This window comes from Thermosynechococcus sp. FA-CM-4201 (assembly GCF_054689355.1).
The window spans coordinates 1,094,019-1,118,273 of the sequence record NZ_CP079920.1; the positions used below are offsets into that span (position 1 = coordinate 1,094,019).

At 55.0% G+C, this 24,255-nt stretch carries 20 protein-coding genes and 1 tRNA gene; 11 read left to right on the top strand and 10 right to left on the bottom strand.

Going from position 1 to position 24,255, the window contains the following annotated elements:
* Window positions 1–11: 11 nt before the first annotated feature.
* A complete protein-coding gene (ftsH, locus tag KV190_RS05355; protein ID WP_460194916.1) occupies window positions 12–1,940 on the bottom strand; it encodes an ATP-dependent zinc metalloprotease FtsH in 1,929 nt (642 codons plus the stop codon).
* 136 nt (window positions 1,941–2,076) lie between these two features.
* On the opposite strand from ftsH, the gene KV190_RS05360 reads away from it, so the two are divergent.
* Both KV190_RS05360 and KV190_RS05365 read left to right on the top strand, forming a co-directional pair.
* Window positions 2,077–3,876 (top strand): aspartate kinase, encoded by a 1,800-nt coding sequence (locus tag KV190_RS05360; RefSeq protein ID WP_460194917.1) that lies wholly within the window; start codon window positions 2,077–2,079, stop codon window positions 3,874–3,876.
* Complete coding sequence (locus tag KV190_RS05365; RefSeq protein WP_460194918.1) at window positions 3,863–4,777, top strand: DMT family transporter; 915 nt, start codon at window positions 3,863–3,865, stop codon at window positions 4,775–4,777. Before KV190_RS05360 ends, KV190_RS05365 begins: the two co-directional genes overlap by 14 nt.
* Here the strand turns inward: KV190_RS05365 and KV190_RS05370 are convergent.
* On the bottom strand, window positions 4,774–5,127 hold the full coding sequence (locus KV190_RS05370; protein WP_460194919.1) for a hypothetical protein: 354 nt from the start codon (window positions 5,125–5,127) through the stop codon (window positions 4,774–4,776). The two genes, KV190_RS05365 and KV190_RS05370, sit on opposite strands and share 4 nt — an antisense overlap.
* A gap of 78 nt (window positions 5,128–5,205) precedes the next feature.
* Here KV190_RS05370 and prmC point away from each other — a divergent pair, with 78 nt between their 5' ends.
* Window positions 5,206–6,081 carry a peptide chain release factor N(5)-glutamine methyltransferase gene (gene prmC / locus KV190_RS05375; RefSeq protein WP_460194920.1) on the top strand — a complete coding sequence of 292 codons (876 nt, stop codon included), beginning with the start codon at window positions 5,206–5,208 and terminating at the stop codon, window positions 6,079–6,081.
* Here prmC and KV190_RS05380 read toward each other — a convergent pair.
* Window positions 6,078–6,341, bottom strand: a complete 264-nt coding sequence (locus KV190_RS05380) for a DUF3493 domain-containing protein (RefSeq protein ID WP_460194921.1) — start codon at window positions 6,339–6,341, stop codon at window positions 6,078–6,080. The genes prmC and KV190_RS05380 overlap by 4 nt on opposite strands.
* A gap of 107 nt (window positions 6,342–6,448) precedes the next feature.
* Between KV190_RS05380 and KV190_RS05385 the strand changes: the two genes are divergently transcribed.
* A complete protein-coding gene (locus tag KV190_RS05385) occupies window positions 6,449–7,027 on the top strand; it encodes a M23 family metallopeptidase (RefSeq protein WP_460194922.1) in 579 nt (192 codons plus the stop codon).
* Between the two features lie 18 nt (window positions 7,028–7,045).
* Here KV190_RS05385 and KV190_RS05390 read toward each other — a convergent pair whose 3' ends face one another.
* Both KV190_RS05390 and KV190_RS05395 read right to left on the bottom strand, forming a co-directional pair.
* Window positions 7,046–8,296 carry a vWA domain-containing protein gene (locus KV190_RS05390; RefSeq protein ID WP_460194923.1) on the bottom strand — a complete coding sequence of 417 codons (1,251 nt, stop codon included), beginning with the start codon at window positions 8,294–8,296 and terminating at the stop codon, window positions 7,046–7,048.
* A 106-nt stretch (window positions 8,297–8,402) separates the two neighbouring features.
* Window positions 8,403–8,476, bottom strand: a tRNA-Asp gene (locus KV190_RS05395).
* Between the two features lie 281 nt (window positions 8,477–8,757).
* Between KV190_RS05395 and KV190_RS05400 the strand changes: the two genes are divergently transcribed.
* The 3 genes from KV190_RS05400 to KV190_RS05410 all read left to right on the top strand — a co-directional run bounded on the left by KV190_RS05400 (window position 8,758) and on the right by KV190_RS05410 (window position 11,626).
* Window positions 8,758–9,948, top strand: coding sequence for an RNA-guided endonuclease InsQ/TnpB family protein (locus KV190_RS05400; protein WP_460194924.1), 1,191 nt, complete (start codon window positions 8,758–8,760; stop codon window positions 9,946–9,948).
* Window positions 9,949–10,031: 83 nt separating this feature from the next.
* A complete protein-coding gene (purD, locus tag KV190_RS05405) occupies window positions 10,032–11,336 on the top strand; it encodes a phosphoribosylamine--glycine ligase (protein WP_460194925.1) in 1,305 nt (434 codons plus the stop codon).
* Window positions 11,333–11,626, top strand: a complete 294-nt coding sequence (locus tag KV190_RS05410) for a DUF3082 domain-containing protein (RefSeq protein ID WP_206200680.1) — start codon at window positions 11,333–11,335, stop codon at window positions 11,624–11,626. Before purD ends, KV190_RS05410 begins: the two co-directional genes overlap by 4 nt.
* Here the strand turns inward: KV190_RS05410 and KV190_RS05415 are convergent.
* Together KV190_RS05415 and KV190_RS05420 are read right to left on the bottom strand one after the other, a co-directional pair.
* Window positions 11,623–12,324, bottom strand: a complete 702-nt coding sequence (locus KV190_RS05415; protein WP_460194926.1) for an ABC transporter ATP-binding protein — start codon at window positions 12,322–12,324, stop codon at window positions 11,623–11,625. The two genes, KV190_RS05410 and KV190_RS05415, sit on opposite strands and share 4 nt — an antisense overlap.
* A gap of 19 nt (window positions 12,325–12,343) precedes the next feature.
* Entirely contained in the window at window positions 12,344–13,531 is a 1,188-nt protein-coding gene (locus KV190_RS05420; RefSeq protein ID WP_460194927.1) for a TRC40/GET3/ArsA family transport-energizing ATPase, read from the bottom strand.
* A gap of 264 nt (window positions 13,532–13,795) precedes the next feature.
* Here KV190_RS05420 and psbA (KV190_RS05425) point away from each other — a divergent pair, with 264 nt between their 5' ends.
* Together psbA (KV190_RS05425) and psbA (KV190_RS05430) are read left to right on the top strand one after the other, a co-directional pair.
* Window positions 13,796–14,878 carry a photosystem II q(b) protein gene (gene psbA / locus KV190_RS05425; protein ID WP_460194928.1) on the top strand — a complete coding sequence of 361 codons (1,083 nt, stop codon included), beginning with the start codon at window positions 13,796–13,798 and terminating at the stop codon, window positions 14,876–14,878.
* 310 nt (window positions 14,879–15,188) lie between these two features.
* Window positions 15,189–16,271, top strand: a complete 1,083-nt coding sequence (psbA, locus tag KV190_RS05430) for a photosystem II q(b) protein (protein WP_181494996.1) — start codon at window positions 15,189–15,191, stop codon at window positions 16,269–16,271.
* Between the two features lie 73 nt (window positions 16,272–16,344).
* Here the strand turns inward: psbA (KV190_RS05430) and KV190_RS05435 are convergent, their stop codons facing one another.
* Window positions 16,345–17,535, bottom strand: a complete 1,191-nt coding sequence (locus KV190_RS05435; protein WP_460194929.1) for a Coenzyme F420 hydrogenase/dehydrogenase, beta subunit C-terminal domain — start codon at window positions 17,533–17,535, stop codon at window positions 16,345–16,347.
* A gap of 6 nt (window positions 17,536–17,541) precedes the next feature.
* Window positions 17,542–19,740 (bottom strand): phosphoketolase family protein, encoded by a 2,199-nt coding sequence (locus tag KV190_RS05440; RefSeq protein WP_460194930.1) that lies wholly within the window; start codon window positions 19,738–19,740, stop codon window positions 17,542–17,544.
* Between the two features lie 157 nt (window positions 19,741–19,897).
* Between KV190_RS05440 and KV190_RS05445 the strand changes: the two genes are divergently transcribed.
* Both KV190_RS05445 and KV190_RS05450 read left to right on the top strand, forming a co-directional pair.
* Complete coding sequence (locus tag KV190_RS05445; RefSeq protein WP_460194931.1) at window positions 19,898–21,223, top strand: cobyrinate a,c-diamide synthase; 1,326 nt, start codon at window positions 19,898–19,900, stop codon at window positions 21,221–21,223.
* 61 nt (window positions 21,224–21,284) lie between these two features.
* Window positions 21,285–22,439: a M23 family metallopeptidase gene (locus KV190_RS05450; RefSeq protein ID WP_460194932.1), complete on the top strand. Its 1,155-nt coding sequence runs from the start codon at window positions 21,285–21,287 to the stop codon at window positions 22,437–22,439.
* Here KV190_RS05450 and KV190_RS05455 read toward each other — a convergent pair.
* A complete protein-coding gene (locus KV190_RS05455; protein ID WP_460194933.1) occupies window positions 22,436–24,163 on the bottom strand; it encodes a phosphodiester glycosidase family protein in 1,728 nt (575 codons plus the stop codon). The genes KV190_RS05450 and KV190_RS05455 overlap by 4 nt on opposite strands.
* Window positions 24,164–24,255: the final 92 nt, after the last annotated feature.

Consider the following 24,255-nt stretch of genomic DNA (forward strand, 5'->3'; position numbering starts at 1 on the left):
TGCCTCCTTGCCTAGGACGGCTGGGCACCCTGACGAAAGGATACTGGCGTCGCTGTCGCCTTCCAAGTGGGGTCTTTGACAGGTAGGGTGGTATATTGGCGCACCAAGGCACGGAACTCATCACCGTCAATGGTTTCCTTCTCAAGGAGCAGCTCCACTAGCTTATCAATGGCCACCCGATGCTCGCGGATGAGTTTGCGGGCAATCTCGTAGCAGTGCATAACAATCTCACGCACTTGGTGGTCAATTTGCACGGCCACGGCTTCAGAATATTCAGCGCGGGGCATGAGATCGCGACCCAAAAAGACCTCGTTGCCCGGCGTTTCAAGGGCTAAGTGTCCCAAATCCGACATACCGTAACGGGTCACCATTTCCCGCGCCAGATTGGCTACCGCTCGCAAGTCGCTACTGGCACCCACGGTGACTTCAGCATCGCCAAAGATTTCTACTTCGGCAGCGCGCCCCCCCAATAGAATCGTGATCTCGTCGAGGAGCCATGCGCGGGTATAGAGGCCACTATCCACCCGCTCTTCATCAAAGATCTGCTGGGCAAAGCCGCCAACGCCCCCAGAGCGGGGAATAATGGTCACTTTATTGAGGGGATCCGCGTGTTTCAAGAGCGTCATCAGTAGAGCATGACCCACTTCGTGGTAGGCAATCAGCCACTTTTTCTTACTGTCGAGGAGAGGCGTGAGCGTCATGCCAATCGTCACGCGATCAATGGCATCGTCAATTTCGGCATTCGTAATGGCAGGTTTGCGACGCCGGGCAGTGAGAATCGCGGCTTCATTGAGGAGGTTGGCCAGTTCGGCACCCGAAAAGCCGGGGGTACGGCGGGCGATCGCCTCTAGGGACACCTCGGGGGCAATTTTCTTGTCCCGCGCATGGACTTGGAGAATTTGCAGGCGTCCCTTGTAGCTGGGCAAATCAACGGTAATTTGGCGGTCAAAGCGGCCCGGACGCAGTAGGGCAGCATCCAAAACATCGGGGCGGTTCGTTGCCGCAATGACAATAATGCCCGTGTTACCCTCAAAGCCATCCATTTCCGTCAGGAGTTGGTTGAGGGTTTGCTCGCGCTCATCATTGCCACCGCCAATGCCGGCACCCCGTTGGCGACCGACGGCATCAATTTCATCAATAAACACCAGACAAGGGGCGTTTTCTTTGGCCTTTCTGAAGAGATCCCGTACACGGGAAGCACCGACGCCCACAAACATTTCCACAAATTCAGAACCAGAAATGGAAAAGAAGGGCACCCCGGCTTCACCGGCGATCGCCTTGGCAAGGAGTGTTTTCCCCGTTCCTGGTGGCCCAATCAGCAGCACCCCCTTGGGAATACGGGCACCAATAGAGGTAAATTTCTCTGAATTCTTGAGAAAGGTCACGACTTCCTGAAGCTCTTCTTTGGCCTCTTCAATCCCGGCCACATCGCCAAAGGTCACCCCCGTTTGTGCCTCCATTTGAAAGCGGGCACGGGATTTGCCAAAGTTGAGAATCTGCCCAGGGCCGCCGGGGGCATTACTCGCCCGCCGCAAAATCATCAGGAATAAAATCAGCAGAAAGAAGCCCAGCATCAAGTTAGAAATGACGCCAACCACTGCCCCATCACTGCTCGAGGGCACCACCCGCACCGTCGTGTCATAGCGGGTACTTACTTGGCGCAGCAGTTCGACAAGTTCAGGATTGCGATCAAAGAGCCGTACCTCTTGAGGCGGAGATTGTTCGGGTTGATCTTTGCGGCGAAACTTGGCTAGCCCTTGTTCCTGATAGAGTTCAACAGAGCTGACTTCACCCGCTTTGAGGGCATTGAGAAATTGACTGTAGGAAACGGTGTTGTTATTGCTCGACTGCGCTAGACCAATGTTAGTGGGAGCTAACGAGAGACCCACGACCAAAGCCAGTTGACTCAGCCGTTGGGAAAGGCGTTGAGCGTATTTCATCGGCACCCGTTTCCGCAATTCAGTTCTAATTTCCAGTTTAACAGCGATTTTTTAGTTCCCTAGCGCCACGGATCAGCCACAGCCAAGAATCACCGCCCTAAATATAAAATAGGACAGCATTCTCTTTAGAACGCCCATGGGACTGATTGTACAAAAGTATGGCGGCACGTCCGTCGGTAGTGTCGAGCGCATTCAAGCGGTAGCCCGCAGGGTCAAGGCGACTGTGGCAGCGGGACATCAGGTAGTGGTGGTGGTCTCGGCCATGGGCAAAACCACGGATAGCTTGGTGCAACTGGCCTATGCCATTAGCGATCGCCCCAGTCAGCGGGAAATGGATATGCTGCTTTCGACGGGGGAGCAGGTCTCGATCGCCCTGTTGACGATGGCGCTCCATGCCTTGGGGGAACCCGCCATTTCCCTCACCGGTGCCCAAGTAGGGATTGTTACCGAACCGGCCCACACCCGTGCCCGCATTCTCCACATTGAGACCCAGCGCCTCGAACGGCACCTCAAAGAAGGACAAGTGGTGGTTGTGGCGGGTTTTCAGGGGATTACTGCTGCTGCGGATTTTGAAGTCACTACCCTTGGGCGCGGCGGTTCCGATACCTCGGCTGTGGCCTTGGCGGCGGCTTTGCGGGCGGATTGCTGTGAAATTTACACCGATGTCCCCGGCATTTTGACGACTGATCCGCGACTGGTGCCCAATGCCCAACTCATGAGCGAGATTACCTGTGACGAAATGCTGGAGTTGGCGAGCCTAGGGGCAAAGGTCTTGCACCCCCGCGCGGTGGAAATTGCCCGCAACTATGGCGTGGATTTGGTGGTGCGCTCCAGTTGGACAGATGATCCCGGTACTCGCGTCATTGCACCGTCGCGGCCACCCCGTCCCGTGGAAAATCTTGAACTGGGCAAGCCGGTGGATGGTGTGGCACTGGACACGGATCAGGCGAAGGTGGCACTGCTGCGGGTGGCCGATCGCCCCGGCGTTGCGGCACAGCTTTTTGGCGAACTGGCACGGCAAAACCTGGATGTGGATTTGATTATCCAATCCATTCACGAAGGGCAAACGAACGATATTGCCTTCACGGTGCAAAAGAGCGTTCTTAAACAAGCCGAGGCTGTTGCTGTCGCCTTTTATCCCCGCTTGAATCCACGGGTTGAAGAAACGGATGTGCTCGTGGATGCCGACATTGCCAAGGTGAGTATCACAGGTGCAGGGATGATTGGCCGACCGGGGGTGGCGGCTCAGATGTTTTCGGCCTTGGCGGCAGCGGGTATTAACCTACAAATGATTTCCACGTCTGAAGTAAATGTCAGTTGTACAGTGGCCGCAGCGGATGCAGGTCGAGCGATCGCCGTCCTTTCCCAAACCTTTGATGTGGAAGCCGCCACCACTGCCCCCCAAGAAACCCCCGATGCCCCACCGGTGCGGGGTGTTGCCCTTGATCCCAAGCAGGCGCGGATTGCGATTCGCGATGTGCCTGATCGCCCCGGTATGGCGGCGGCAATTTTCCAGACCCTTGCGGACGCCGCCATTAGCGTGGACATGATTATCCAATCCCAGCGATCGCGCTCCCTCGGGGGTGTGATGACCCGCGATATTGCCTTTACGGTGGCCTCTGCCGATGCCGAGCGAGCCACGGAACTGCTCAAAGGGGTTCAGACCCAATTGGGCTACGGCGACATCCTCGTAGATACGGCGATCGCCAAAGTGAGTATTGTCGGTGTGGGGATGATCCACCGTCCGGGGATTGCGGCGCAAATGTTTGCGGCTCTTGCCCGTGAAAACATCAACATTCAAATGATTGCTACCTCGGAAATTCGCGTGAGTTGTGTGGTGGCAGAATCCGAGGGGGTGCGGGCGCTGCGGGCGGTGCATACGGCCTTTGGTCTCGATGGTGAGGCTCCCGTCGTCATTCCCGATGTCGGTAAATAGGCCGCCCCATTGGCAAATCGCCCTTGTGCTCGGCGTGGGCGTGTTGGCGGTTTCTACGGCTGCTGTGCTGGTGCGCTGGGGCGTTGCTGGCTTAGCCACTGATTCCCTAGGCATGACCGTGGGGTTGAGTATTTTCTTGGCCAGTGGTCGCCTGAGTCTGGCGGCCCTCTTGTTGATCCCGCAACTTTACACGTGGCCGTGGCTAGACCTGACTCGCCAAAATCTGCGTTGGGCACTGGCTGCTGGGGTTGCCCTTGCGGCGCACTTTAGCCTCTGGTTTACCTCACTGAACTACACCTCGGTGGCAGCCTCAACAACGCTGGTGACCACAACCCCGATCTGGTCGGCACTCGTGGGGTACCTTTGGCAGCGACAAACCCTTAAACCCCGTGCTTGGGTGGGCATGGCGATCGCGCTTGGTGGCAGTGCCCTGATTGGAACCGGAGAACCGACCAGTGCTGTGGCAAGGAACCCCCTGCTGGGAAATGCGCTGGCGATCGCTGCGGCCTGGGCGGTCAGTGCCTACTTTATTTGTGGTCAAGCGGCTCAAAAGGCGGGTCTTGCAATTCACCACTACGCCCTTGTTGCCTATGCCACTGCTGCTCTGGTGCTTCTCCCTCTGCCGCCCCTCCTTGGCTTTGCCTACACAGGTTGGCCGCTAAAGCTCTATGGCGCTATTCTCCTGCTAGCGCTGATTCCGCAGTTGGTGGGGCACACCAGTCTCAATTGGGGCGTGCGTTGGCTCTCCCCCACATGGGTCACCCTTCTAGTGTTGGCAGAACCGATTGCTGCGAGTTTCTTTGCCCTGCTCCTCTTTGGTGAGGTGCCCACAACGGCAGTAATCACGGGGGGCAGTCTGGTGCTGGTGGGTTTAAGCGTAGCACTGTGGCCGAGTCCCTAGGGGGGTTTCGGCGATCGCCGCCGCTGTTTGAGGGTATCCAAAGCATCCCCCAAGGCGGTAATGAGTCCCTCACGGGTACGGGCATGATTTTGCCGCTCTTCCTCTAGGGCACGCCGTAGCCGTTCATTTTCCAAGAGGGCTTCAATCAGTTGTGCCTGAAGTTCAGCAACAGAGGTTTCACTGCGCACGCGGGCTTCAATCCGTGCCCGTTCATCCGCCCATTCGGGGGCTTCGGGATCCACAGGCGGTGGGGGCGGTTCAGGAACCAGTGACGGCAGTTCATTTGCTCGCGCCTGCGCCCGTTGCAGTTGCTCTTGCAGACGTTGAAGCTGTTCCTGAAAATCTGCCACAGTGAATAAGGCACAGTTAGGAATTCTAGGGCTATTTTGATACGAGTATCCTCAGAAAACAAGGGTCAAGATATATTCGTGAGTAGCGAGGCACTCCAAGCATGGTGGCACTGGGCAGAGGCGATGATTCCAGCCCCTGAGCGCGAGAGTGGCCTACGGGAGTTAAAACAATTTCTCAGTGCCTTCACACAGTTGAGTCCCCTTGATATTACACTGCGCCGACTTCCACCCCAGATTCCTCTGAAACTGCCCCTTGCAGACCTCCAAGCGCGCTGGCAACGCCGCTGGCAAGAGCGAGTCCCGCTGCAATATCTCATTGGTACGGTTCATTGGCATGATCTGGAATTAGTCGTCACCCCCAGTGTGTTGATTCCCCGGCCAGAAACAGAGGAACTCCTAGAAGTGGTGGCAGCAACGGTACCCCCTTGGCAGCAACAGGGGCATTGGCTGGATTTGGGTACGGGGAGCGGAGCGATCGCCATTGGCTTGGCGCGGTTATTTGCGGCAGCGCTCGTTCATGCCGTGGATTGTAGCCCTGAGGCTCTCGAAGTCGCGCAAATGAATATTCAAAAGTACGCTTTGGGCGATCGCGTGCGCTGCTATGTTGGCAATTGGTTTGACCCCCTGACCCATCTCCAAGGGCAGGTGCAGGGCATTGTCAGTAATCCCCCCTATATTCCCACCAGCCTAGTGGCTACCCTTCAGCCTGAAGTGCAGTACCATGAACCCTCCCTTGCCCTCGATGGTGGTGCGGATGGCTTGCAGGCAATTCGCCAGATTGTTGAGACGGCGCCAGAGTATCTTCAGCCCCAAGGCTGGCTCTTTATCGAATTGATGGCAACCCAAGGGGAAGCAGTGGCGGCGCTAGCAGTGGCCAGCCAAGCCTATGAACGGGTGGAGATTCTCCACGATCTCAGTGGCCACGATCGCTTTTTGCTCGCTCAAGCAGTTTAGCCGCGATCCCAACGCCAGAGGGCAACCATCAGGGCAACCACTCCGATTTGTAATGCCAGATTCCACACCAAATCATCACCTGCCGTGCCCGCTAATCCCTTGAGGCCAAGGATAAAGGCACCCATGAGGCCAGAAGCAGCAAAAACGGCATAGAAAACGCGGCGTAGTCCCCGATAGGGAGCGGCTGCCTCGGCTCGCAGGCGATCGCGCAGGCTTGATTGAGTCACTTCCGCCGGTTGCTGGGGGTCGTTAACAGCCATCTTGATTTTCCCGTTACCTGAAAATATCCTACGTCCCTAGAATAGGGAACGGTGTGCATTAATGACGGTCTAAGGCCGTAGGCCAAAAAAGATGTGAGGAGTTTGATATGCATTGGCAGCGAATCAGTCTAGCACTAGCGATCGCCTTGGGTAGCACGGTTGCAATTCCCCAACTCAGTCAACCCTCCCAAAATACTGGTGCAGGGACACTCCGCTGGAGCGATGCTTCCTTTCCTGTGGAAAATTTCCAAGGCTATACCTCTCCCTTTGGCTACCGGCGATCGCCCACGGGGGAACCCACGACCGAATTTCACAATGGCCTTGATTTTGCCGCTCCCCAAGGAAGCTATATCCGCAATTGGTGGGCTGGGCAGGTGATTGAAGTTTCCGATCACACCGCCTGTGGCACGCTGGTACGGATTCAATCGGGGGCTTGGGAACATGTTTACTGCCACATGATGGGGCGGGTTGAGCAGACCCCCCAAGGACGAGCCATGGTCGATCGCGCCGGTGGCATTTTCATCCTAGAGGGGCAGCGGGTACCTACGGGGGCACGTATTGGTCGAGTGGGCATGACAGGGCGCACCACCGGACCTCACCTTCACTGGACGCTCCGCCACCGAGGGCAACTGGTCAACCCTGCTGTGGTTCTACAGGCCATGTATGGTAGCCAAGCCCAACGGTAACCTTCAGCAGAGATTAGACTATTCTTTTGGTTTACTCCAGTGACGCTGATGAGCCTCGAAACGCATTTTTTTGCGCATCATTTGCACATTCCGATTATCCAAATCTGCTTTGAGATTCTGAAGTGCAGCTAATTCTTGAGCAATCTCTGGAGACTCATGCCCATGGAGATCAACGGCCATCAAGCAACTAATGCGATGAGTTAAAATTTCATTGACACGTTCTAGGTTGCCCTGATCAGCGTAAGCAATGGCTTCTTCGCGGGCAGCAGCAGAGTCAAGTAGTAAAACTTGTTCTTGAACTTGAGGATTTTCAGGCAATGTTTCCCACTGCGTCTGAGGTACTGCATCAAGACACAAAGCTTCTGTCAAAGCTTGTGGGACTGAGGCGGTGTCCAACCACTCGAGGGTTGCGTTCAACAGGGGGGCAGAGGGTGTTGTCGTGATTGCCGGCACCCGCAGCCGCACAACAAGGCTCAGGGGCATTCCCATAACTAAATTAGATAGCTTGTAGGCTCCTGTCTCTGTTTGAGGCAGCCGATTCAGCATTCGACTGATGGACACTGCGCCTTGGGGACGGATGGACAACGTGACACTGCGACCAATAGTCGTCATCAACCCCTGCAATTCATTCTGAAAAATCGTTGGTAGCTGCTCTGGAGTTTCAATGTGATAGAAGTTACCATCACCACTGCTGGCCATCGCTGCTAACAGGTCTTCATCATAGTCGGCACCAATTCCCAGCGTCGTGGTACTCACTCCTTGGCTTGCATATTGGTGGACATTTTGGGCGATACGATCTGGGTTTGTTTCACCAACGTTAGCTAGTCCATCGGATAGAAGTAAAACCCGATTCAGGCGTTGAGCCTCATAGTAGCTTTTCACCTGTTCCGCACCAGTGACCCAGCCTTGATGCAGAGCTGTGGAACCGCGACTTTGGATCGTGCGAATGCGACTGAGGAGATAAGGTTTATCAAGAACGGGTGTATTGGGTACTAAGGTATCAATTGCATTGTCAAAGATGGTGATACTCACGCGATCGCTAGGCAAGAGTTCTTGCACAACAAAACTAGCGGCTTCACGGGCATAGGCAATCTTTTGCCCTGACATGGAACCGGAGCGATCAATAACCAAGCCAAGATTCAGTGGAGGGCGGTGAGTAGGGCGATCGCAGGTCGGAGGTGTAATTTTAACCAAAACATCAAGGCTAACCTCCTTGTCACTACAGACCGCTGGTCGAAGGGGAATAAACTCAAGAGTTGGTTTTGCCATAAGACTTCCTCTGGATAACCAGTGCACTTATAGGGTTATCCAGTGCCCAAAAAGCAACTATGCAAGTTATCCCTGAACAACTTAATGTAAAGTTTTATAACTTTAACGGGACTGACGGGGCTCGAACCCGCAACTTCCGCCGTGACAGGGCGGTGCTCTAACCGATTGAACTACAGTCCCAATTTTTGAGCGATTTTTAGACTATCAGGAAAATCATGGCCTTGTCAACTGGTTAAATTTGCCTTGCAGGGCGATCGCAGACTGTTGTTTTTCGTTGCCTTTGGCGAGAACGTTGCCTGTTGACAGCAATGGGCTTTAGCCCGCCGCAAGCGGCTACGGTTTTAACCTAAGCAGTTAGGCGCTTTCTGGCTTCAGCCACTCAAGGAGTTTAATTTTTCGATAGAGCCGCTGATGAAGAAGCACTGAGCTACAATGGCAAGACAAAAGCTACTTATCGCCCAATGAGCTATACCGTCCGCAAGTTAAAGATTGGCAACAGCGAACAAATGCAAACGCTTTCCCGTGCAGCGGGCGAGTTGTATTCACAGACGGTTGTCAGTTTTTGGCGAACGGTTCGTAAGAAAGGCATCTGGCTTAAATCATCTTCTTTAATGCGTTGGTTGCCCAACGACCCTGAAAATCAGCTCCACGCCCATTCTGCGGATGCAGTTGTCCAAAGCTTCTTTACTTCCCTCAAGTCTTGGCGCGAGAGACGCCAATCAGACCCAGACGCACGTCCGCCCCGCAGACGCAGGCGGTTTTATAGGGTGCAGTGGAAATCATCGGCTATCAAAGTAAAAAATGGCAAGCTATACTTGTCTAACGGACGGGACAACGAACCATTAGTCATTGATTGGGCATGGGATGTTCCTAAGATGGTTGAAATGGGCTGGGACGGCGAGCAGTATGAACTGAGGGCGATTTACCAAGACGAACCTGTTGCACCTATCGAGGAAGGCGCCGTAGTAGGCGTAGATTTAGGCGAAATCCACCTTGCAGTTGTCCATGATGGCGAACAGACTTTTATCCTCAATGGGCGATTGTTACGTTCTAAGCGTCGTTATCAAAACAAGCTCAAAGGCAAGCTGTCTTCGCTAATTGATACCAAAAAGCCCGGTTCAAAGCGCCGTAAACGGCTAATTAAATCAAAACGCAGACAACTTTCAAAGCTAAACCATCAGATCAAAGATATTCTGCATAAGCAGACCAGCAAACTTGTTTCCACGTTCAAAGCTAGAAACGTGCAAACCGTTGTAATTGGGGACATTCGCGATATTCGCAAGTCAGCCAAGTACAGCAAAAAGGCGAATCAAAAAATCCACCAAATGCCGTCAGGACAAACCCGCCAGATGCTGGAGTACAAATGTCATCGAGCGGGCATGAAAACCGTTCTGCAAAATGAAGCGTACACGACTCAAACTTGTCCTGCCTGTGGAAAACGCCACAAACCATCAGGGCGAGAGTATCGCTGCGCTTGCGGATTTCAATTCCACAGGGACGGCGTGGGTGCGATAAATCTTCGCAGAAAGTATCTGGGTCTCATGGCAGTCCCAGTAGTTGGGGTCATGGCTCCCCCCATTGGGTTAAGGTTTTATGCTCATACCCGATGTAGCTCAGTGTTTAACAGCATTGAGAAGCCGCCGTCCCTTTAGGGCGTGCGGAGAGTCACTGATAAACTTGGTAATCTCCTGAAGATTAATTTCAAAAATATGGCCTATCTTTTGGGAGTGCATCTGTGAAGGTCGTTGTCGTTGGCAGTGGTGGTCGAGAGCACGCGATCGCCTGGAAATTACTCGATTCTCCTCGCGTGACACAGGTCTATTGTCTCCCCGGTAATGGGGGCACAGCCTGCCTAGAGCGGTGTGAGAATGTGGCCATTGCAGCCACCGACCTCACGGGCATTGGTGAATTTGCCAAAGAGAATAACGTTGATTTAGTGGTTGTCGGGCCAGAGGTTCCCCTTGCCGCTGGCTTAAGCGATCGCCTGCAAGCACTAAAGATTCCTGTCTTTGGCCCTAGCCAAGCAGGGGCACAAATTGAAGCCAGTAAAGCTTGGGCAAAGGCGCTCATGGAGGCGGCTCAGATTCCTACGGCCAAGGCGGCAGTGTTTGACAACTATGAGGCGGCCGCTCGTTATGTCCAAGCCCAAGGGGCACCCATTGTTATTAAGGCCGATGGTTTAGCGGCGGGTAAAGGAGTGACGGTAGCGGCCACAGAAGCGGAGGCGATCGCTGCCCTTGAGCGGATTTTTGGGGGTGAATTTGGCGCCGCTGGTCAACAGGTGGTCATTGAATCAGTACTAGAGGGGCAAGAGGTCTCCGTACTCGCTGTTACGGATGGCAAAACCATTCTGCCGCTGCTGCCCGCCCAAGACCATAAGCGCGTTGGCGAAGGGGATGCAGGTCCGAATACGGGGGGAATGGGGGTCTATGCCCCTGTCCCTTGGGTGACACCAGAGTTAATGCAACGGATTCAACAGACGATTCTTGAACCTGCCCTAGGGGCGTTGCAGGATCGGGGAATCCACTACTGTGGGGTGCTCTATGCTGGTCTGATGGTGACGCCCACAGGGGATCCCTACGTGGTGGAATTTAACTGTCGCTTTGGTGATCCCGAAACCCAAGTGGTTCTCCCTCTCTTGGAAACCCCTCTGATTGAGGTGCTCTTGGCCTGTGTCGAGGGACGCTTAGCCAGTTTGGGAGCGTTACAATGGCGCAATGAGGTGGCTCTATCGGTCGTGATGGCGGCGGGGGGCTATCCGGGGAGTTACCGCAAGGGGGATGTGATTCAGGGCATTCCCGCAGCGATCGCCCAAGGGGTGCTCGTTTTCCATGCTGGAACGCGCTGGCAGGACGGGCAATGGTACACCAATGGCGGTCGCGTATTGAACATTACCGCTTTAGCTCCTGATTTTGCCACGGCTCAAGCCAAGGCCTATGCGGGTGTCAGCGCCATTGAATTTGCCGACTGCTACTATCGTCGTGACATTGGCTACCGTATTCTGGAATCATCGGCTCACAAAGGTAAATACCGTCCATGACCCTTCTCCCCCCAAAAACTAACCCATTACGCTGTCTAACCGGTGCGCTGATTGCTGGCACGCTGGGGATTCTCCTCTATCGGTTAACAGGGGCGATCGCCTACGTCTTTGCCACTCACGCAGTGAGCTACCACAATCAACTGGTTTATAGCTTGGCCGTGGCCGTGCGCACCCTTGTGGTGGGCCTGTGTACCCTCGCAACGGGGGTCTTTAGCATTATTGCCGTGGGTCTTGTCGCTCTGACGCTGCAACTCCTTTGGGAACGCTGGGTACAACGGGAGCAGGCTTAACCGTCACTGATTTTGCCATCTTCGATTTTGGTGATGCGATCGGCAATGGCTGTAATCCGTGGATCATGGGTAACAATCAACACTGTGCAGCCGTTTTGTTTTGCCAGCTTGTAGAGAATTTTGATCACCTGTTGGCCATTTTGGGAATCAAGGGAAGCCGTCGGTTCATCGGCAAAAATGATCTTCGGCTCACCCGCTAGGGCACGGGCAATGGCCACCCGCTGTTTCTGACCCCCAGAAAGATTTGCCGGCACAAACTCAAGGCGATCGCCCAAACCAACGGCCTTAAGAAGCGCTGCTGCTTGTTCCTTGGCTTTTTGACCTTTAATGCCCTTAAGATTGAGGGCAATTTCAACGTTTTCCAGTGCGGTCAAAGCGGGGAAAAGATTAAAACTCTGAAAGACAAAGCCAATATTTTGCAGGCGAAATTTTGCCAGTGCAGCCTTGGACAGTTGCGTAATCTCTTGGCCTAAGACAACCACTTGGCCACTAGTGGGGGCAAGAATGCCGGCCAAAATCGAGAGCAGGGTGGTTTTCCCCGACCCCGAAGGTCCCATCAGCAGATGAATATGACCGCGCTGGATTTGCAGGTTAATTCCCTGAAGAACAGGCGTCTCGTGATGGCCAGAACGATAAACTTTAGTCAGATTAGTGGTGGCGATCGCCAGCCCAGTCGTTGTCACAGTGGCAAGTCTCATCAGTCATTGATTAGCCGAATTAGCCACTGGTGGCACTAGCAAAGCGGATTTTCAGGTAGTCCGCCTCCATCTTCGCGCCCACCGGTTGCAGCGCTGCTAATCCTTGGGGTAGCACCATATTACGACGATGGTTGCCAATGCGAATATTCAACTCATCCGCCGTCTTGTTCAGTTCAATTTTTTCCTTGGGTACCCCCGGTAGATAGAGTTCAAGGCTGTACTGGCCATCACTGGGCACCACCCGAATCGTTTGCTCTTGGTAATAGACCTGAGCTGGATCTTCATCAGCGTAGAGGGTCTCCTTCAGGCGGTGCAGTGCCGCTAAACCACAGAGTTCCTCAGCAAACAGGGGCACTTCCTTGATGGGCAGGGGGCGAAAATTGTCGTGAATCTCTTGGCGATACTGTTGCTGGGTTTCTTTCCAGCGGGCAAAGAAGGGATCATGCACGGTCTCTGGCAGAATGCGGTTGGCCACCACTAAATCCGTCGCCACATTGTAAAGGCTGAGATAGGCATGGGCACGAAGGGATTCCTTGATCACCATCTTTTCGGGATTGGTCACCAAGCGCACTGAGGTCTGCGTGTTGTCGGTGAGGACTTTTTCAAGGGCTTCAATCTGCTCATAGAATTCATAGGGGGCATCCATGACCTCTTGATCAGGCAAAGAGAACCCCACCAAGGGCTTGAAAATTGGCTCCACAATTGGTCGCAAGGCCACGGACATCCGCTGCAAAGGTTTATAGAAGCGGCGCATATACCAGCCGCTCACCTCGGGTAGGCTCAACAGCCGCAGTGCTGTACCGGTGGGGGCAGAGTCAATAATCAGGACATCGTATTGGCCTTCGTCATAGTGGCGTTTCATCCGCACAAGGGCAAAAATTTCATCCATCCCCGGCAAAATCGCCAATTCCTCAGCTTGAACGCCCTCTAGCCCCCGCGCCTGCAAGACTTGGGTAATGTAGCGCTTGACGGCTCCCCAGTTGTCCTCCAATTCCATGAGGGCATCGAGTTCGGCTCCCCAGAGATTTTCGGCGACGGGCACAGGGACATGCCCCAATTCGAGGTCAAAACTATCGGCAAGGGAGTGGGCGGGATCGGTGCTCAGCACCAACGTTTTGTACCCCAACTCAGCACAGCGTAACCCCGTTGCTGCCGCCACTGAGGTTTTACCAACGCCACCTTTGCCAGTCATTAAAATTACGCGCATGGGAAGGCTCTGCCCTAAACACGATTGCTTAAAATATCTTAACCCTTGAGCTTGTCCTCAGGGGGGGCGATCGCTCGCAATCAATGGAAATAAAATCATTAAGAAAAATAAATAAATACAACTACTTATTTAGCTTTACTAACAATAATTTAGGCCTCTCCCCGATCCCTTGGGGCAAATATTAAGTTAATGCTTAAGCCCTTGCAGTTTATAACTGTTTTCAAGGGTTTGTAACTGGTAATATATTTTGGACTTATCACGACTATGACCACAACTCTCCAACGTCGCGAAAGCGCGAATTTGTGGGAGCGGTTTTGTAACTGGGTGACCAGCACCGATAACCGCCTCTATGTGGGCTGGTTTGGTGTGATCATGATCCCCACCCTGCTGGCCGCAACCATCTGCTTTGTGATTGCTTTTATCGCTGCGCCCCCTGTGGACATCGATGGCATCCGTGAGCCTGTGTCTGGTTCTTTGCTCTATGGCAACAACATCATCACGGGTGCAGTTGTCCCCTCTAGCAACGCCATTGGCTTGCACTTCTACCCCATTTGGGAAGCTGCTTCCCTCGATGAGTGGCTCTACAACGGTGGCCCTTACCAACTGATCATCTTCCACTTCCTGTTGGGTGCCTCCTGCTACATGGGTCGCCAGTGGGAACTCAGCTACCGCCTCGGTATGCGGCCTTGGATTTGCGTGGCCTACTCTGCCCCCTTGGCCTCTGCCTTTGCGGTCTTCTTGATCTATCCCATTGGTCAAGGCAGCTTCTCTGACGGGATGCCCCTCGGTATCTCTGGTACCTTCAACTTCATGATTGTGTTCCAAGCTGAGCACAACATCCTCATGCACCCCTTCCACCAGTTGGGTGTGGCGGGTGTCTTTGGTGGCGCTCTGTTCTCCGCCATGCACGGTTCTCTGGTGACCTCCAGCTTGATCCGTGAAACCACCGAAACCGAATCCACCAACTACGGCTACAAGTTCGGTCAAGAGGAAGAAACCTACAACATCGTGGCTGCCCACGGTTACTTTGGCCGTCTGATCTTCCAATACGCCAGCTTCAACAACAGCCGTGCGCTGCACTTCTTCCTCGCCGCTTGGCCGGTGGTCGGGGTTTGGTTCACCGCTCTGGGTATCAGCACGATGGCCTTCAACCTCAATGGCTTTAACTTCAACCACTCGGTCATTGATGCCAAGGGCAACGTGATCAACACTTGGGCTGACATCATCAACCGTGCCAACTTGGGTATGGAAGTGATGCACGAGCGCAATGCTCACAACTTCCCCCTCGACTTGGCCAACGCTGAGTCTGCTCCTGTGGCCATGATTGCTCCGAGCATCAACGGCTAAGTAACGCTCATCTGCTGAACTTTGACACAGCCGCTCCTGCATCGAGGGGCGGTTTTTTATTGCTTAAACAGAGGGATTGAACAGGCTCAACAGAGTAAAAGCCCAAATATCAGAGACGCTAGCATCCACGCAACGTCAATCCAAAAGATTGATAAAAATCAATAGATAGATAAAGGTCTTTTGATTCTATAAAAGCTGACCTCAAACCTCTTGCCACTCAGAAATATAACCATATAATCAATAAACAAGAGCTTGCAGCGTTCATTGCTGCTGCTTAAGTTCTGTTGTTATTCATGGATTCATAACGACTATGACTACAGTTCTGCAACGTCGTCAGACAGCGAATCTGTGGGAGCGTTTTTGCGATTGGATTACCAGCACAGAAAACCGCCTTTATATTGGCTGGTTTGGGGTGATCATGATCCCGACGCTCCTTGCCGCAACGATTTGCTTTGTGATTGCCTTTATTGCGGCGCCCCCCGTGGATATTGATGGCATCCGTGAGCCTGTCTCCGGCTCTTTGCTCTATGGCAACAACATCATTACAGCGGCAGTGGTGCCTTCCTCTAATGCCATTGGGCTACACCTCTACCCCATCTGGGATGCCGCTTCCCTTGATGAGTGGCTCTACAATGGTGGCCCTTACCAACTGATTGTTTTCCACTTCCTGATCGGCATTTTCTGCTACATGGGTCGGGAGTGGGAACTCAGCTACCGCCTCGGGATGCGGCCTTGGATTCCTGTGGCCTTCTCGGCTCCCGTGGCAGCGGCAACGGCTGTGCTGTTGATCTACCCCATTGGTCAAGGCAGCTTTTCCGATGGCCTGATGCTGGGCATCTCTGGTACCTTCAACTTCATGATTGTGTTCCAAGCTGAGCACAACATTCTCATGCACCCCTTCCACATGCTGGGTGTGGCCGGTGTCTTTGGCGGTGCCCTGTTTGCCGCTATGCACGGTTCTCTGGTGACCTCTAGCCTGATCCGGGAAACCACTGAAACCGAATCCACCAATTATGGCTACAAGTTTGGTCAAGAGGAAGAAACCTACAACATCGTGGCGGCTCACGGTTACTTTGGTCGGCTGATCTTCCAATACGCCAGCTTCAACAACAGCCGCTCGCTGCACTTCTTCCTCGCTGCTTGGCCAGTGGTGGGTATCTGGTTTGCTGCCCTTGGCATTAGCACGATGGCCTTCAACCTCAATGGCTTCAACTTCAACCACTCCGTTGTGGATGCGCAAGGGAATGTGATCAATACCTGGGCCGACATCATCAACCGCGCCAACATTGGTATTGAGGTGATGCACGAACGCAATGCCCACAACTTCCCCCTCGACTTGGCAAGCGGTGAATCGGCTCCTGTGGCGATGATTGCCCCAAGCATTGAAGCCTAAACAGGTCGCTCCTAAACCTCTCTAGTGATAAGTCCAAATATGGCTCCCCACAGGGGGGCTTTTTTTATGGTGATTATTGGGCGGGGAGTTGATACTGATCCACAATTTTTTTGGCAAAGGCAGGCACGTGAGCGGCGAGTTTTTGGGGATGGTTGCGCCGCACATAGAGATAGTTGCGGGTGAAGTGGGAGTCAATGGAAAAGCGGGCATATTCAAGCCCTTTGGGGCCAATACGCTCAATCACGAGGCCGACTAGTTTCGCCGCCCACATCGGGAGCGTGACGCCTTTATCGTAGGCAGGAATGCTTTGTTGCACGGCAGCGTGGCGATCGCCGGCACTCGTGACGGGTTGCGTTTCCAATTGATCGCGCACAAGATCGAGCATTTCTTGGCCAAGCTCATTGCGCACCACCAGCCACTGCCAACCAAAGGGAGCGCCCATGTAGCCCACGACCAGATCGGCAAGGCCATTCACGTAGTCAAAGCAACTCATGCACGAGGGGGCAAAGACATCTTTGAGTTGATTCGTTTTGAGGCCAAAGAAGGGTACGGTTTCGGTGGAGCCGTCGCTGTGCTTGAAATGTACGCGAAAGTCCTGCATGAACTCGTAGTAAATCACGGTTTCGGGCGATCGGCTGGTGGTTTCAAGGAATTTTTGCAGACCTGCACGGGTGACGTTGTCCACGCAGGGAGTGCCCAGGACGTAGAGCTTTTCAAGACCCAGTTTGTCCTGTACCGCACGCAGGGCTTGAATTTGGCAGCCGACACCAATCACCAACAGCCGTTTCAGGCCAGATTGCGCCACCTGCTCCAGCACCGAAAGATTGGGAGATAGGGTGGGTTTATTGACGCGAGCAGCCAGAATCTCTTCGCGAGTGCGGGCAATCACGGGCTTGGGGGTAAAGCGATCGCTCTCGCTATTTTGAACGCAGACAACGCCCTCCACCCGTCCCGACTCCAACATGGCAATGGCAATACTGCTGACAATCCCCGTCCACTGCGCCCCTGCAATGGGTTCGGTTTTGCGAGCCGCCATCATCTGCTGGTGAACGCCAAAGTAGCACTCGTCCCAATTATCAAGATCACGGGCACGGCCATGACTTTGCTGCTCGAGCGTCTCAAACTGCTGATTAAGGAAGGCGCAGGCCTCCTTGACGTAGTGGATATAGTAGGTGTCGCAGAGGCCACACTCACTGCACAGTGCCTTGGCGGGGCGGGGGCTACCGGGCTTGAGGGCACGGGCTTTTTGATGGGCGGCAGTCATGGGCACTTACTTCAGGAGTGAACGGGCGTGATCGCAAATTGCTTTGGCGGTGAGGCCATTGTAGGCCATGAGTTCGGCGGGGCTAGCCGTCGTTTCTCCCCGTTGCCAAGCCAACACATCGCGGGGACAGGTGGCACGCAAAAGAATTGGCTCCAGTAACGCCGCAGGCCCGCCCGTGATTCCCAAAAGGGCATCGCCGCCAAAGAGCCGCTGGAACGTGGCCTCATCGGCAAAGCCACCATCGGGTTCAGCACAGGTTTGCCAAGCAACATCGCTGGGGCGGTACAGTCGCCGCGGATTGATCACCGAGACAAGCCGCACCCGATAACCAAGCTGCTCTAACTGGGGCAGGGCATTATATACCGGTTGCAAAATCATGTCCCCCAGCACCGCCAGTACCAATGTGGCACGACCGGCGGCAGACTCGTAGAGGGTTACTGCACCATCATCAAGGGCCTGTTCGGTTTGGGCAAAGGTGGTGCGCACCGGTAGGGGAGTTTTACTGGCAAAGATGGCAATTCCCTTGTTTTGCGCCGTCAGTGCCCAGCGATAGCACACTTGAATACTGTTGGCATCGGGGGGAAAGAGGGCAAAGACATTGCCATTGCGCAACAGGGCAGCATAGTAGGCTTCAATTTCTGGGCGTTGGTGCGTCCAACCATTGCGCCCTTGCTCAAGGGCTCCCGCAGTATAAAGGGTCACTGTGGCGGGTGTGGGGCGACGGAGTTCGGCCATGGCTTGGGTGACCGTTTGCCAAATGGGAAGGCCGTTAATGGCAAAGGATTCGTAGGAGCACCAAAGGCTGCGGCTCCCCATCAAGCACAACCCTGCCGCCAGCCCCGCACAGGCATCCTCGCTCAGGGGTTCATAGACTTGGCCATTGGGGACTTGGTTGTAGAGGGGATCCGTTGTCGGGTGAATGATCTTCAGGGCTTGGTTGATGTTGCCAATCCCAGAGGCCTCATTGCCATCGGCATTCGTGACGAGGTAACGGCGATCGCGCTGCCCCACTTCAGCCACCATCCGCCCCATGGCTGTGGTTGCCACCTTGTTTTCTCCCAATTCATAGGCCTCAAGGGCAATCTCACCGAGCGAGGGTAAGTCCAAGACCTGCTCAGTCACCACCACCTCTGCCGCAGGCCCGCCGGCCGCAGCAACACAGTTTTGGCGCACCAGTTCCCAAGCAGCGGGGGAAAGGGCACGGGCTTTCAGGGCATTGACAATATCAGGGTTGTCGAGGGTGTGCTGGGCATAGAGATTGTGGGATTTTGCCCCTTTGGCATGAACGCCGGCGCCCTTGAGTTGTTTGAGGATAAAGACCGTTAACTTACCAGAGAGGGCCGATCGCGCCGCCTCCTGCACCCCCTTGAGCACCGCCTGCATGAAGGCCAATCGCTGACCAAAGGAAAAGAGCGTGCTATCCACGTAATCGCCCTCTTGGCCGCTGTCGTCAAAGTCCTTGGCATCCACCAGCACCACCTCTTGGAAGCCATTGCCGTGCCAGTAGGCCATCATTTCCGGATTGGTTTTGCGGGAGACCATGCTGTGGTGCTCTTGGCTAAAGCCATTCCAGACGAGGACGGGCAGAAAGTTGGTGACCTCTGGGAAAGCGGTGTGGAAGTGGGCCATACTGCTCATGACGTAGGGTTCCCCCAGACCGCCATCGCCTAAGGTGAAGGGAAAGAGGGTCTGGCGGTGTAACCAAGCAGCGGCCATGGCAAAGTGCTGTCCCTGTCCGAGGGGACCGGCGGGGGCTAGAATCCCCGGAATATAACCAGAGAGGTGACCCAAAAGGCCATGTTTTTCGCGGAAGCGATCGCGCAGGTCTTGAACCGTATAAATACCCATCTTTTCTAGGGAGCGATCCAAGAACATGGCGGCATAGAAGCCGGGGGCGTGGTGCCCTACTTCTGTGATGATATTTTTGTGCCCCAGCATGACTAGGGCGGCATAGGCTTCCGCTTGGCTGGCAAAACCGCCGGGGTGACCTGAGGCCTTACTGCCGGTCATCTGTAAAATCAAATAGCGCAGGGCATCGGCATAGAGGAGCGTTTGATAGGCGGCCTCGGGGGTGTCTAAGTCTGTGAGGGCACTCTGTTGGGCATTGAGGAGCGGGCTTTGACCATACCGTTGCCAATCTGGCCAATCGTCGCCAAAATACTGGATTCCTTCACAGAAACTGGGCACCGAAGTTACCGCTGTCATAGACCCTGACCCAACTGTTGACTGCACGCTTAGTCTCCTATCTTACAGGGGTGGGGGGGCGCTCTCACGGCGGCTGGGGTAGGGAATCTCCCTGAAATGCAGGCATTGCGATGGATTCTGGCCATAGATTGATTTTTCTTGGGGAACGGGATTAAGAATGACGTTGGTGATAGCGGGCGATCGCAGTGGTGTCGGCAAAACAACGGTGGCTTTGGCCTTGAATGCAGCCTTAACGGCACGGGGGCAGCGCGTCCAAACCTTTAAGGTGGGGCCTGACTACATTGATCCGCTGTTTCACACCACGATTAGTGGTCGCCCCTGCCGTAACCTCGATGCGGTGCTCACCAGTGCTGACTATATCCGTGCCTGCGTCGGCTATCACAGTCAGGGGATGGATGCGGTACTTATTGAGGGGGTGATGGGGCTATTTGATGGCCGCGGGGGGAGCCATGAGGGCAGTACAGCACACATTGCCCAGCTCTTGCAGGCTCCCATCCTACTGGTTTTGGATGTGCAAAAACAGGCGGCTTCGGTGGCGGCCTTGGTCTATGGCTTCTGCCACTATGATCCCTCTCTCCAGATTGCCGGCGTGGTCTTCAATCGCGTCGCCAGCGATCGCCATCGGCAAATGTTAGAAGCTGCCCTTGCCCCCCTTGGGGTGCCCATTCTCGGCGTCATCTATCGCGATCAGGCCTTGGCACTCCCCAGTCGCCACCTCGGCTTAGTGCCGCCCCACGAATCACGGGAATTTCAGCACCTCGGCGATCGCCTTGCCCATTTGGGAAACACCTGTTTTGACTGGGAGCGACTCCTGCCACTCCTTGCCCCTGCCCCCAGCCCCGCAGCGCCCCCTTTTAGCGTTTCCCCTCTGACTCAAGTCACCCTTGGCATTGCCCAAGATGCTGCCTTCCACTTTTACTACGCTGACACCCTTGATCTGCTCCAAGCCTTGGGAGCAACGTTAATTCCGGTCTCGCCCTTGCGGGATACCCACTTGCCCACCGGTCTGCAGGGTTTGATCTTGGGGGGTGGCTTTCCAGAGGTGTTTGCCCCAGAGTTAGCGGCGAATCACTCGTTTCTTGAGTCCCTGCGGCAGGCCATTCAAGGGGGCTTAGCCCTCTATGCCGAGTGTGGTGGCCTGATGTACCTCAGCCAAGGCATCCAAACCTTTGAGGGACACGACTACCCTTTGGTGGGATACTTACCGACGGTTGCCCACATGGCTAAAAAACTCACCCTCGGCTATCGCCAAGCCACGGCTTTACAAACAACGGTGTGTCTGCAAGCAGGAGAGAGGGTTCAAGGCCATGAATTTCACTATTCCTGTTTGAGTGTGCCGCCGCCAACGCCGCTGTGGCAATTGGACGGTCAAGCAGAGGGCTGGGGCAATTCTCAAATCCACGCCAGTTATCTCCATCTCCATTGGGGCGGCCATCCACAGTGGGCGATTCGCTTTCTGCAGCAGGCAGCCAAGGTTGGATAATGCGACTCACGGCAACGTAATTTTTGAAGGTATTTTTTTAGGGGGGTGTTGGGGACGGTCAATGCCAAAGCAATACCGCTACGGGCTATACCTTTGCCTTGGGCTGCTAGTGATGCTAGGCGTGACTTTGGCGGCTTGGGCAACGGCGCCCTCCCAGAACTTGGAGTATTGGCAGCGGGTGATCCAACAACATCAGCAGCACCAGCAGGCGGTGGGTCAGCAGCGTCAACAACTGGAACGCCTTGAGGCAGCAGCGAGCGATCGCCTTGAGAGTTTGGAAACCAATGTGGACACGACAACGCAGCAGTTAATGGCGGCCAGCGATCGCCTGCAAGCAGCGGAAAAACTGCTCAAAGATCTCAAGGAACAGCAACAAACCCTCAGCCAGCGCTACGAAGCCAGTGTGGCCGTGATTAGCGATCGCCTGCGGCGGCTCCAACGCTACCGTGAGATTCCCCAGTGGGCAATGGTCTTTGAGGCGGAAACCCTTAATGATTGGTTTGAGCAGCAGGGGCGTCTGCGTCAGGTCTATGAGCGCGATCGCCAGCACTTGGCCACCTTGGTTCGCGATCGCGAGCGACTTCAGCAGCAGGAGCGACAAATTCAAGTGCAACAGCGCTTCATTCAAGCCCTACGCCAACAACTGCAACAGCAACAGGCCATTTATGAGCGCGAAGCTGCCAACCAACGGCAACTCATTGCTCGCCTACGGAGCGATCGCCAAGCCCTTGCCTCCATTGAAGCCCAACTCGCCCGTGATAGTGCCGCCATTCAGCAACTCATTAGCCAACGCCTCGGCTATGTCCCTAGGGGCGCCCCACCCCTTCCCCGCAGTGGCCGTCTTGCCTACCCGATTCAAGCACCGCTGACCAGTCCCTTTGGTTGGCGGATTCACCCAATTTTAGGTACACGGCGGTTCCATGCGGGTGTGGACTTTGGCGCGGATTTTGGCACCCTCATCTTTGCTGCTGAAGCGGGCACCGTGATCTTTGCCGGTTGGTCAGGGGGCTACGGCCAAACTGTGATTCTCGATCATGGCGGCGGCATGACGACCCTCTATGCCCATGCCCAGCGATTGCTCGTACGGGAAGGCCAATTTGTGCAACAGGGACAGCCCATTGCTGAGGTTGGCTCGACGGGACTCTCAACAGGCCCCCACCTCCACTTTGAAGTGCGCCTCAATGGCGAACCCAGCGATCCCTTGGCCTATCTCTAGGGTTGCCAAAAAACGCCAATGGCATTATTGACCCGTGTTGTGGTCACCGAATGGCGATCCACCAAGACCCCACCAATGTAGAGAGCCGTGGAACTGCCACCATCCAGATTGACGGCATTGATCAAGCCCAACTGGCGGACAATTTGTGCCCATTCGGCGAGGGTTGGCCCCATACCCCCAATACGGTTGTGGGTGGTGACCCAGACAATGCTGCCATCACTGCGATTACCCATGGCACTGCGGGGGGCTGCCTGCGCATCCAAACCCGCTCCAAATTGCTCCAGCGCGGCATTCAAGACCACTCGCCCCTGATCCACCAGTAGAGGACCGGCACCGACAATATTGGGCATGCTATTGAAGGCAGCGGGCACAGCCGTGGTTTCCAGTTGCACGGAAGCTCCCGGTGGGAAGTTTGCCAAGGCGGAATTAAAGTTGCGTGCCACCAGTAGGAAGCCATCTGCGGGAATAGGCACCGCTTGATTGTTATTGATCGGTTGCTGCCCCACCACCTGCTGATTGCGCACCGTGATGACCACTTCACTGCCCGTTTTCCCTTGGTAACTTGCACCCCAACTGGGGGTATAGAGGGCAAGACCGCCTTGGACATAGCCAGAATTGAACGTGACAATGGGCACCGTACCGGCGGGCGTCCTCACCCGCTGCTGCAAACTCAGGCGACCGACAATCATCTGGCCGCGATCGTCCCAGCCAATGGCACCGCGATTGAGAATCGGGCCTGAGAGCCAGTTGCCCTCACTGCGAATTGCCCCCAAGGGAGCTTGGCGATCGCGATTAAAGAACCCAGCATTAATAGCAGCGGCGGCTTGCCAGCGTTGAGCCAGTTCGGGCAGTGTTGCTAGGCCCACCAAGGTTGTGGGGGTCATGCCGAGGGGACGCAGACGCAGCCCCGGCTGTTGGGGATTGATGATCAGCAGATCCACAGGAAACTGACGACCGCCGAGGGTAACGGTTTGCTGTTGCCAACGTAGCCCCGGTGCCCATTGAATCGTCCGCGGTGGCGGCGCATCACTACGGAAATCAATCACTAGACGCGGTGGATTGAGCAGCATTGAGGCCACGGGGCGAGCCGTGCCGGGAATTTGTGTTTCCAGAACGGTGCGATTGGGGGTAGCCGTAATTTTGACGTTGGGAATCGTGGCCAACTGTCCCGTCGCTTCAATGGTCAGGCTCAGATCGCGGGGGGTGAGACCAGTGCGGCTAAAGGTGAGCCGATTCACTTGCCAAGGGGTAGGGCGATCCAATTCAAAGACCCAGCGATCGCCCCAAGGTTGTCGTCCCTGCCGCCAACTGAGAATCCGTGCCGCGGGAGTACTGATCTGGAGCGTATTGCCTTGGGGTTGCACCTGCCACTGATATTGCTCAATCCACGGTGTGATGTCCAAGTAGCGATACATGCCGTTGGGGCTAAAGCGTACCGCCAAGGGGCTAAATTGCGCCTGAAACCACGCCACTGGTTGCTGAAACGGATCCGTGGTATCCCCAAGGAGCACCCCCAGGCGATTGGCAAGGCCACCATCGCTAATCCCTGTGCGCAGTTGATTTTGGTTATCGCGCCACTGCTGCCAAGCCACGGGGTAGTCGCGGCCATTTAAGTTCAGGCGATCGCCCTGAATCTCCTGAGGTAACGCGATATTGGTGCTGGAGCTAGCGATCGCAAGTGCAATGCCACTGCCAACAACCCGAGAAGCCGATCTTGCCAACACGCTCAACGCCACACCATGCCTACTGAAACTCTGCCAGTATAGTTGACCCTGTGGCGCTACAGATTGCTCCAGAGCACCGAGGATCAATTTTG

Bases quoted from the DNA above. Each gene is read 5' to 3' on its own strand.
- ftsH (WP_460194916.1), bottom strand. From the start codon at position 1,940: ATGAAATACGCTCAACGCCTTTCCCAACGGCTGAGTCAACTGGCTTTG.
- KV190_RS05360 (WP_460194917.1), top strand. From the start codon at position 2,077: ATGGGACTGATTGTACAAAAGTATGGCGGCACGTCCGTCGGTAGTGTC.
- KV190_RS05365 (WP_460194918.1), top strand. From the start codon at position 3,863: ATGTCGGTAAATAGGCCGCCCCATTGGCAAATCGCCCTTGTGCTCGGC.
- KV190_RS05380 (WP_460194921.1), bottom strand. From the start codon at position 6,341: ATGGCTGTTAACGACCCCCAGCAACCGGCGGAAGTGACTCAATCAAGC.
- KV190_RS05385 (WP_460194922.1), top strand. From the start codon at position 6,449: ATGCATTGGCAGCGAATCAGTCTAGCACTAGCGATCGCCTTGGGTAGC.
- KV190_RS05390 (WP_460194923.1), bottom strand. From the start codon at position 8,296: ATGGCAAAACCAACTCTTGAGTTTATTCCCCTTCGACCAGCGGTCTGT.
- KV190_RS05400 (WP_460194924.1), top strand. From the start codon at position 8,758: ATGAGCTATACCGTCCGCAAGTTAAAGATTGGCAACAGCGAACAAATG.
- KV190_RS05410 (WP_206200680.1), top strand. From the start codon at position 11,333: ATGACCCTTCTCCCCCCAAAAACTAACCCATTACGCTGTCTAACCGGT.
- KV190_RS05415 (WP_460194926.1), bottom strand. From the start codon at position 12,324: ATGAGACTTGCCACTGTGACAACGACTGGGCTGGCGATCGCCACCACT.
- KV190_RS05420 (WP_460194927.1), bottom strand. From the start codon at position 13,531: ATGCGCGTAATTTTAATGACTGGCAAAGGTGGCGTTGGTAAAACCTCA.
- psbA (WP_460194928.1), top strand. From the start codon at position 13,796: ATGACCACAACTCTCCAACGTCGCGAAAGCGCGAATTTGTGGGAGCGG.
- psbA (WP_181494996.1), top strand. From the start codon at position 15,189: ATGACTACAGTTCTGCAACGTCGTCAGACAGCGAATCTGTGGGAGCGT.
- KV190_RS05435 (WP_460194929.1), bottom strand. From the start codon at position 17,535: ATGACTGCCGCCCATCAAAAAGCCCGTGCCCTCAAGCCCGGTAGCCCC.
- KV190_RS05440 (WP_460194930.1), bottom strand. From the start codon at position 19,740: ATGACAGCGGTAACTTCGGTGCCCAGTTTCTGTGAAGGAATCCAGTAT.
- KV190_RS05445 (WP_460194931.1), top strand. From the start codon at position 19,898: ATGACGTTGGTGATAGCGGGCGATCGCAGTGGTGTCGGCAAAACAACG.
- KV190_RS05450 (WP_460194932.1), top strand. From the start codon at position 21,285: ATGCCAAAGCAATACCGCTACGGGCTATACCTTTGCCTTGGGCTGCTA.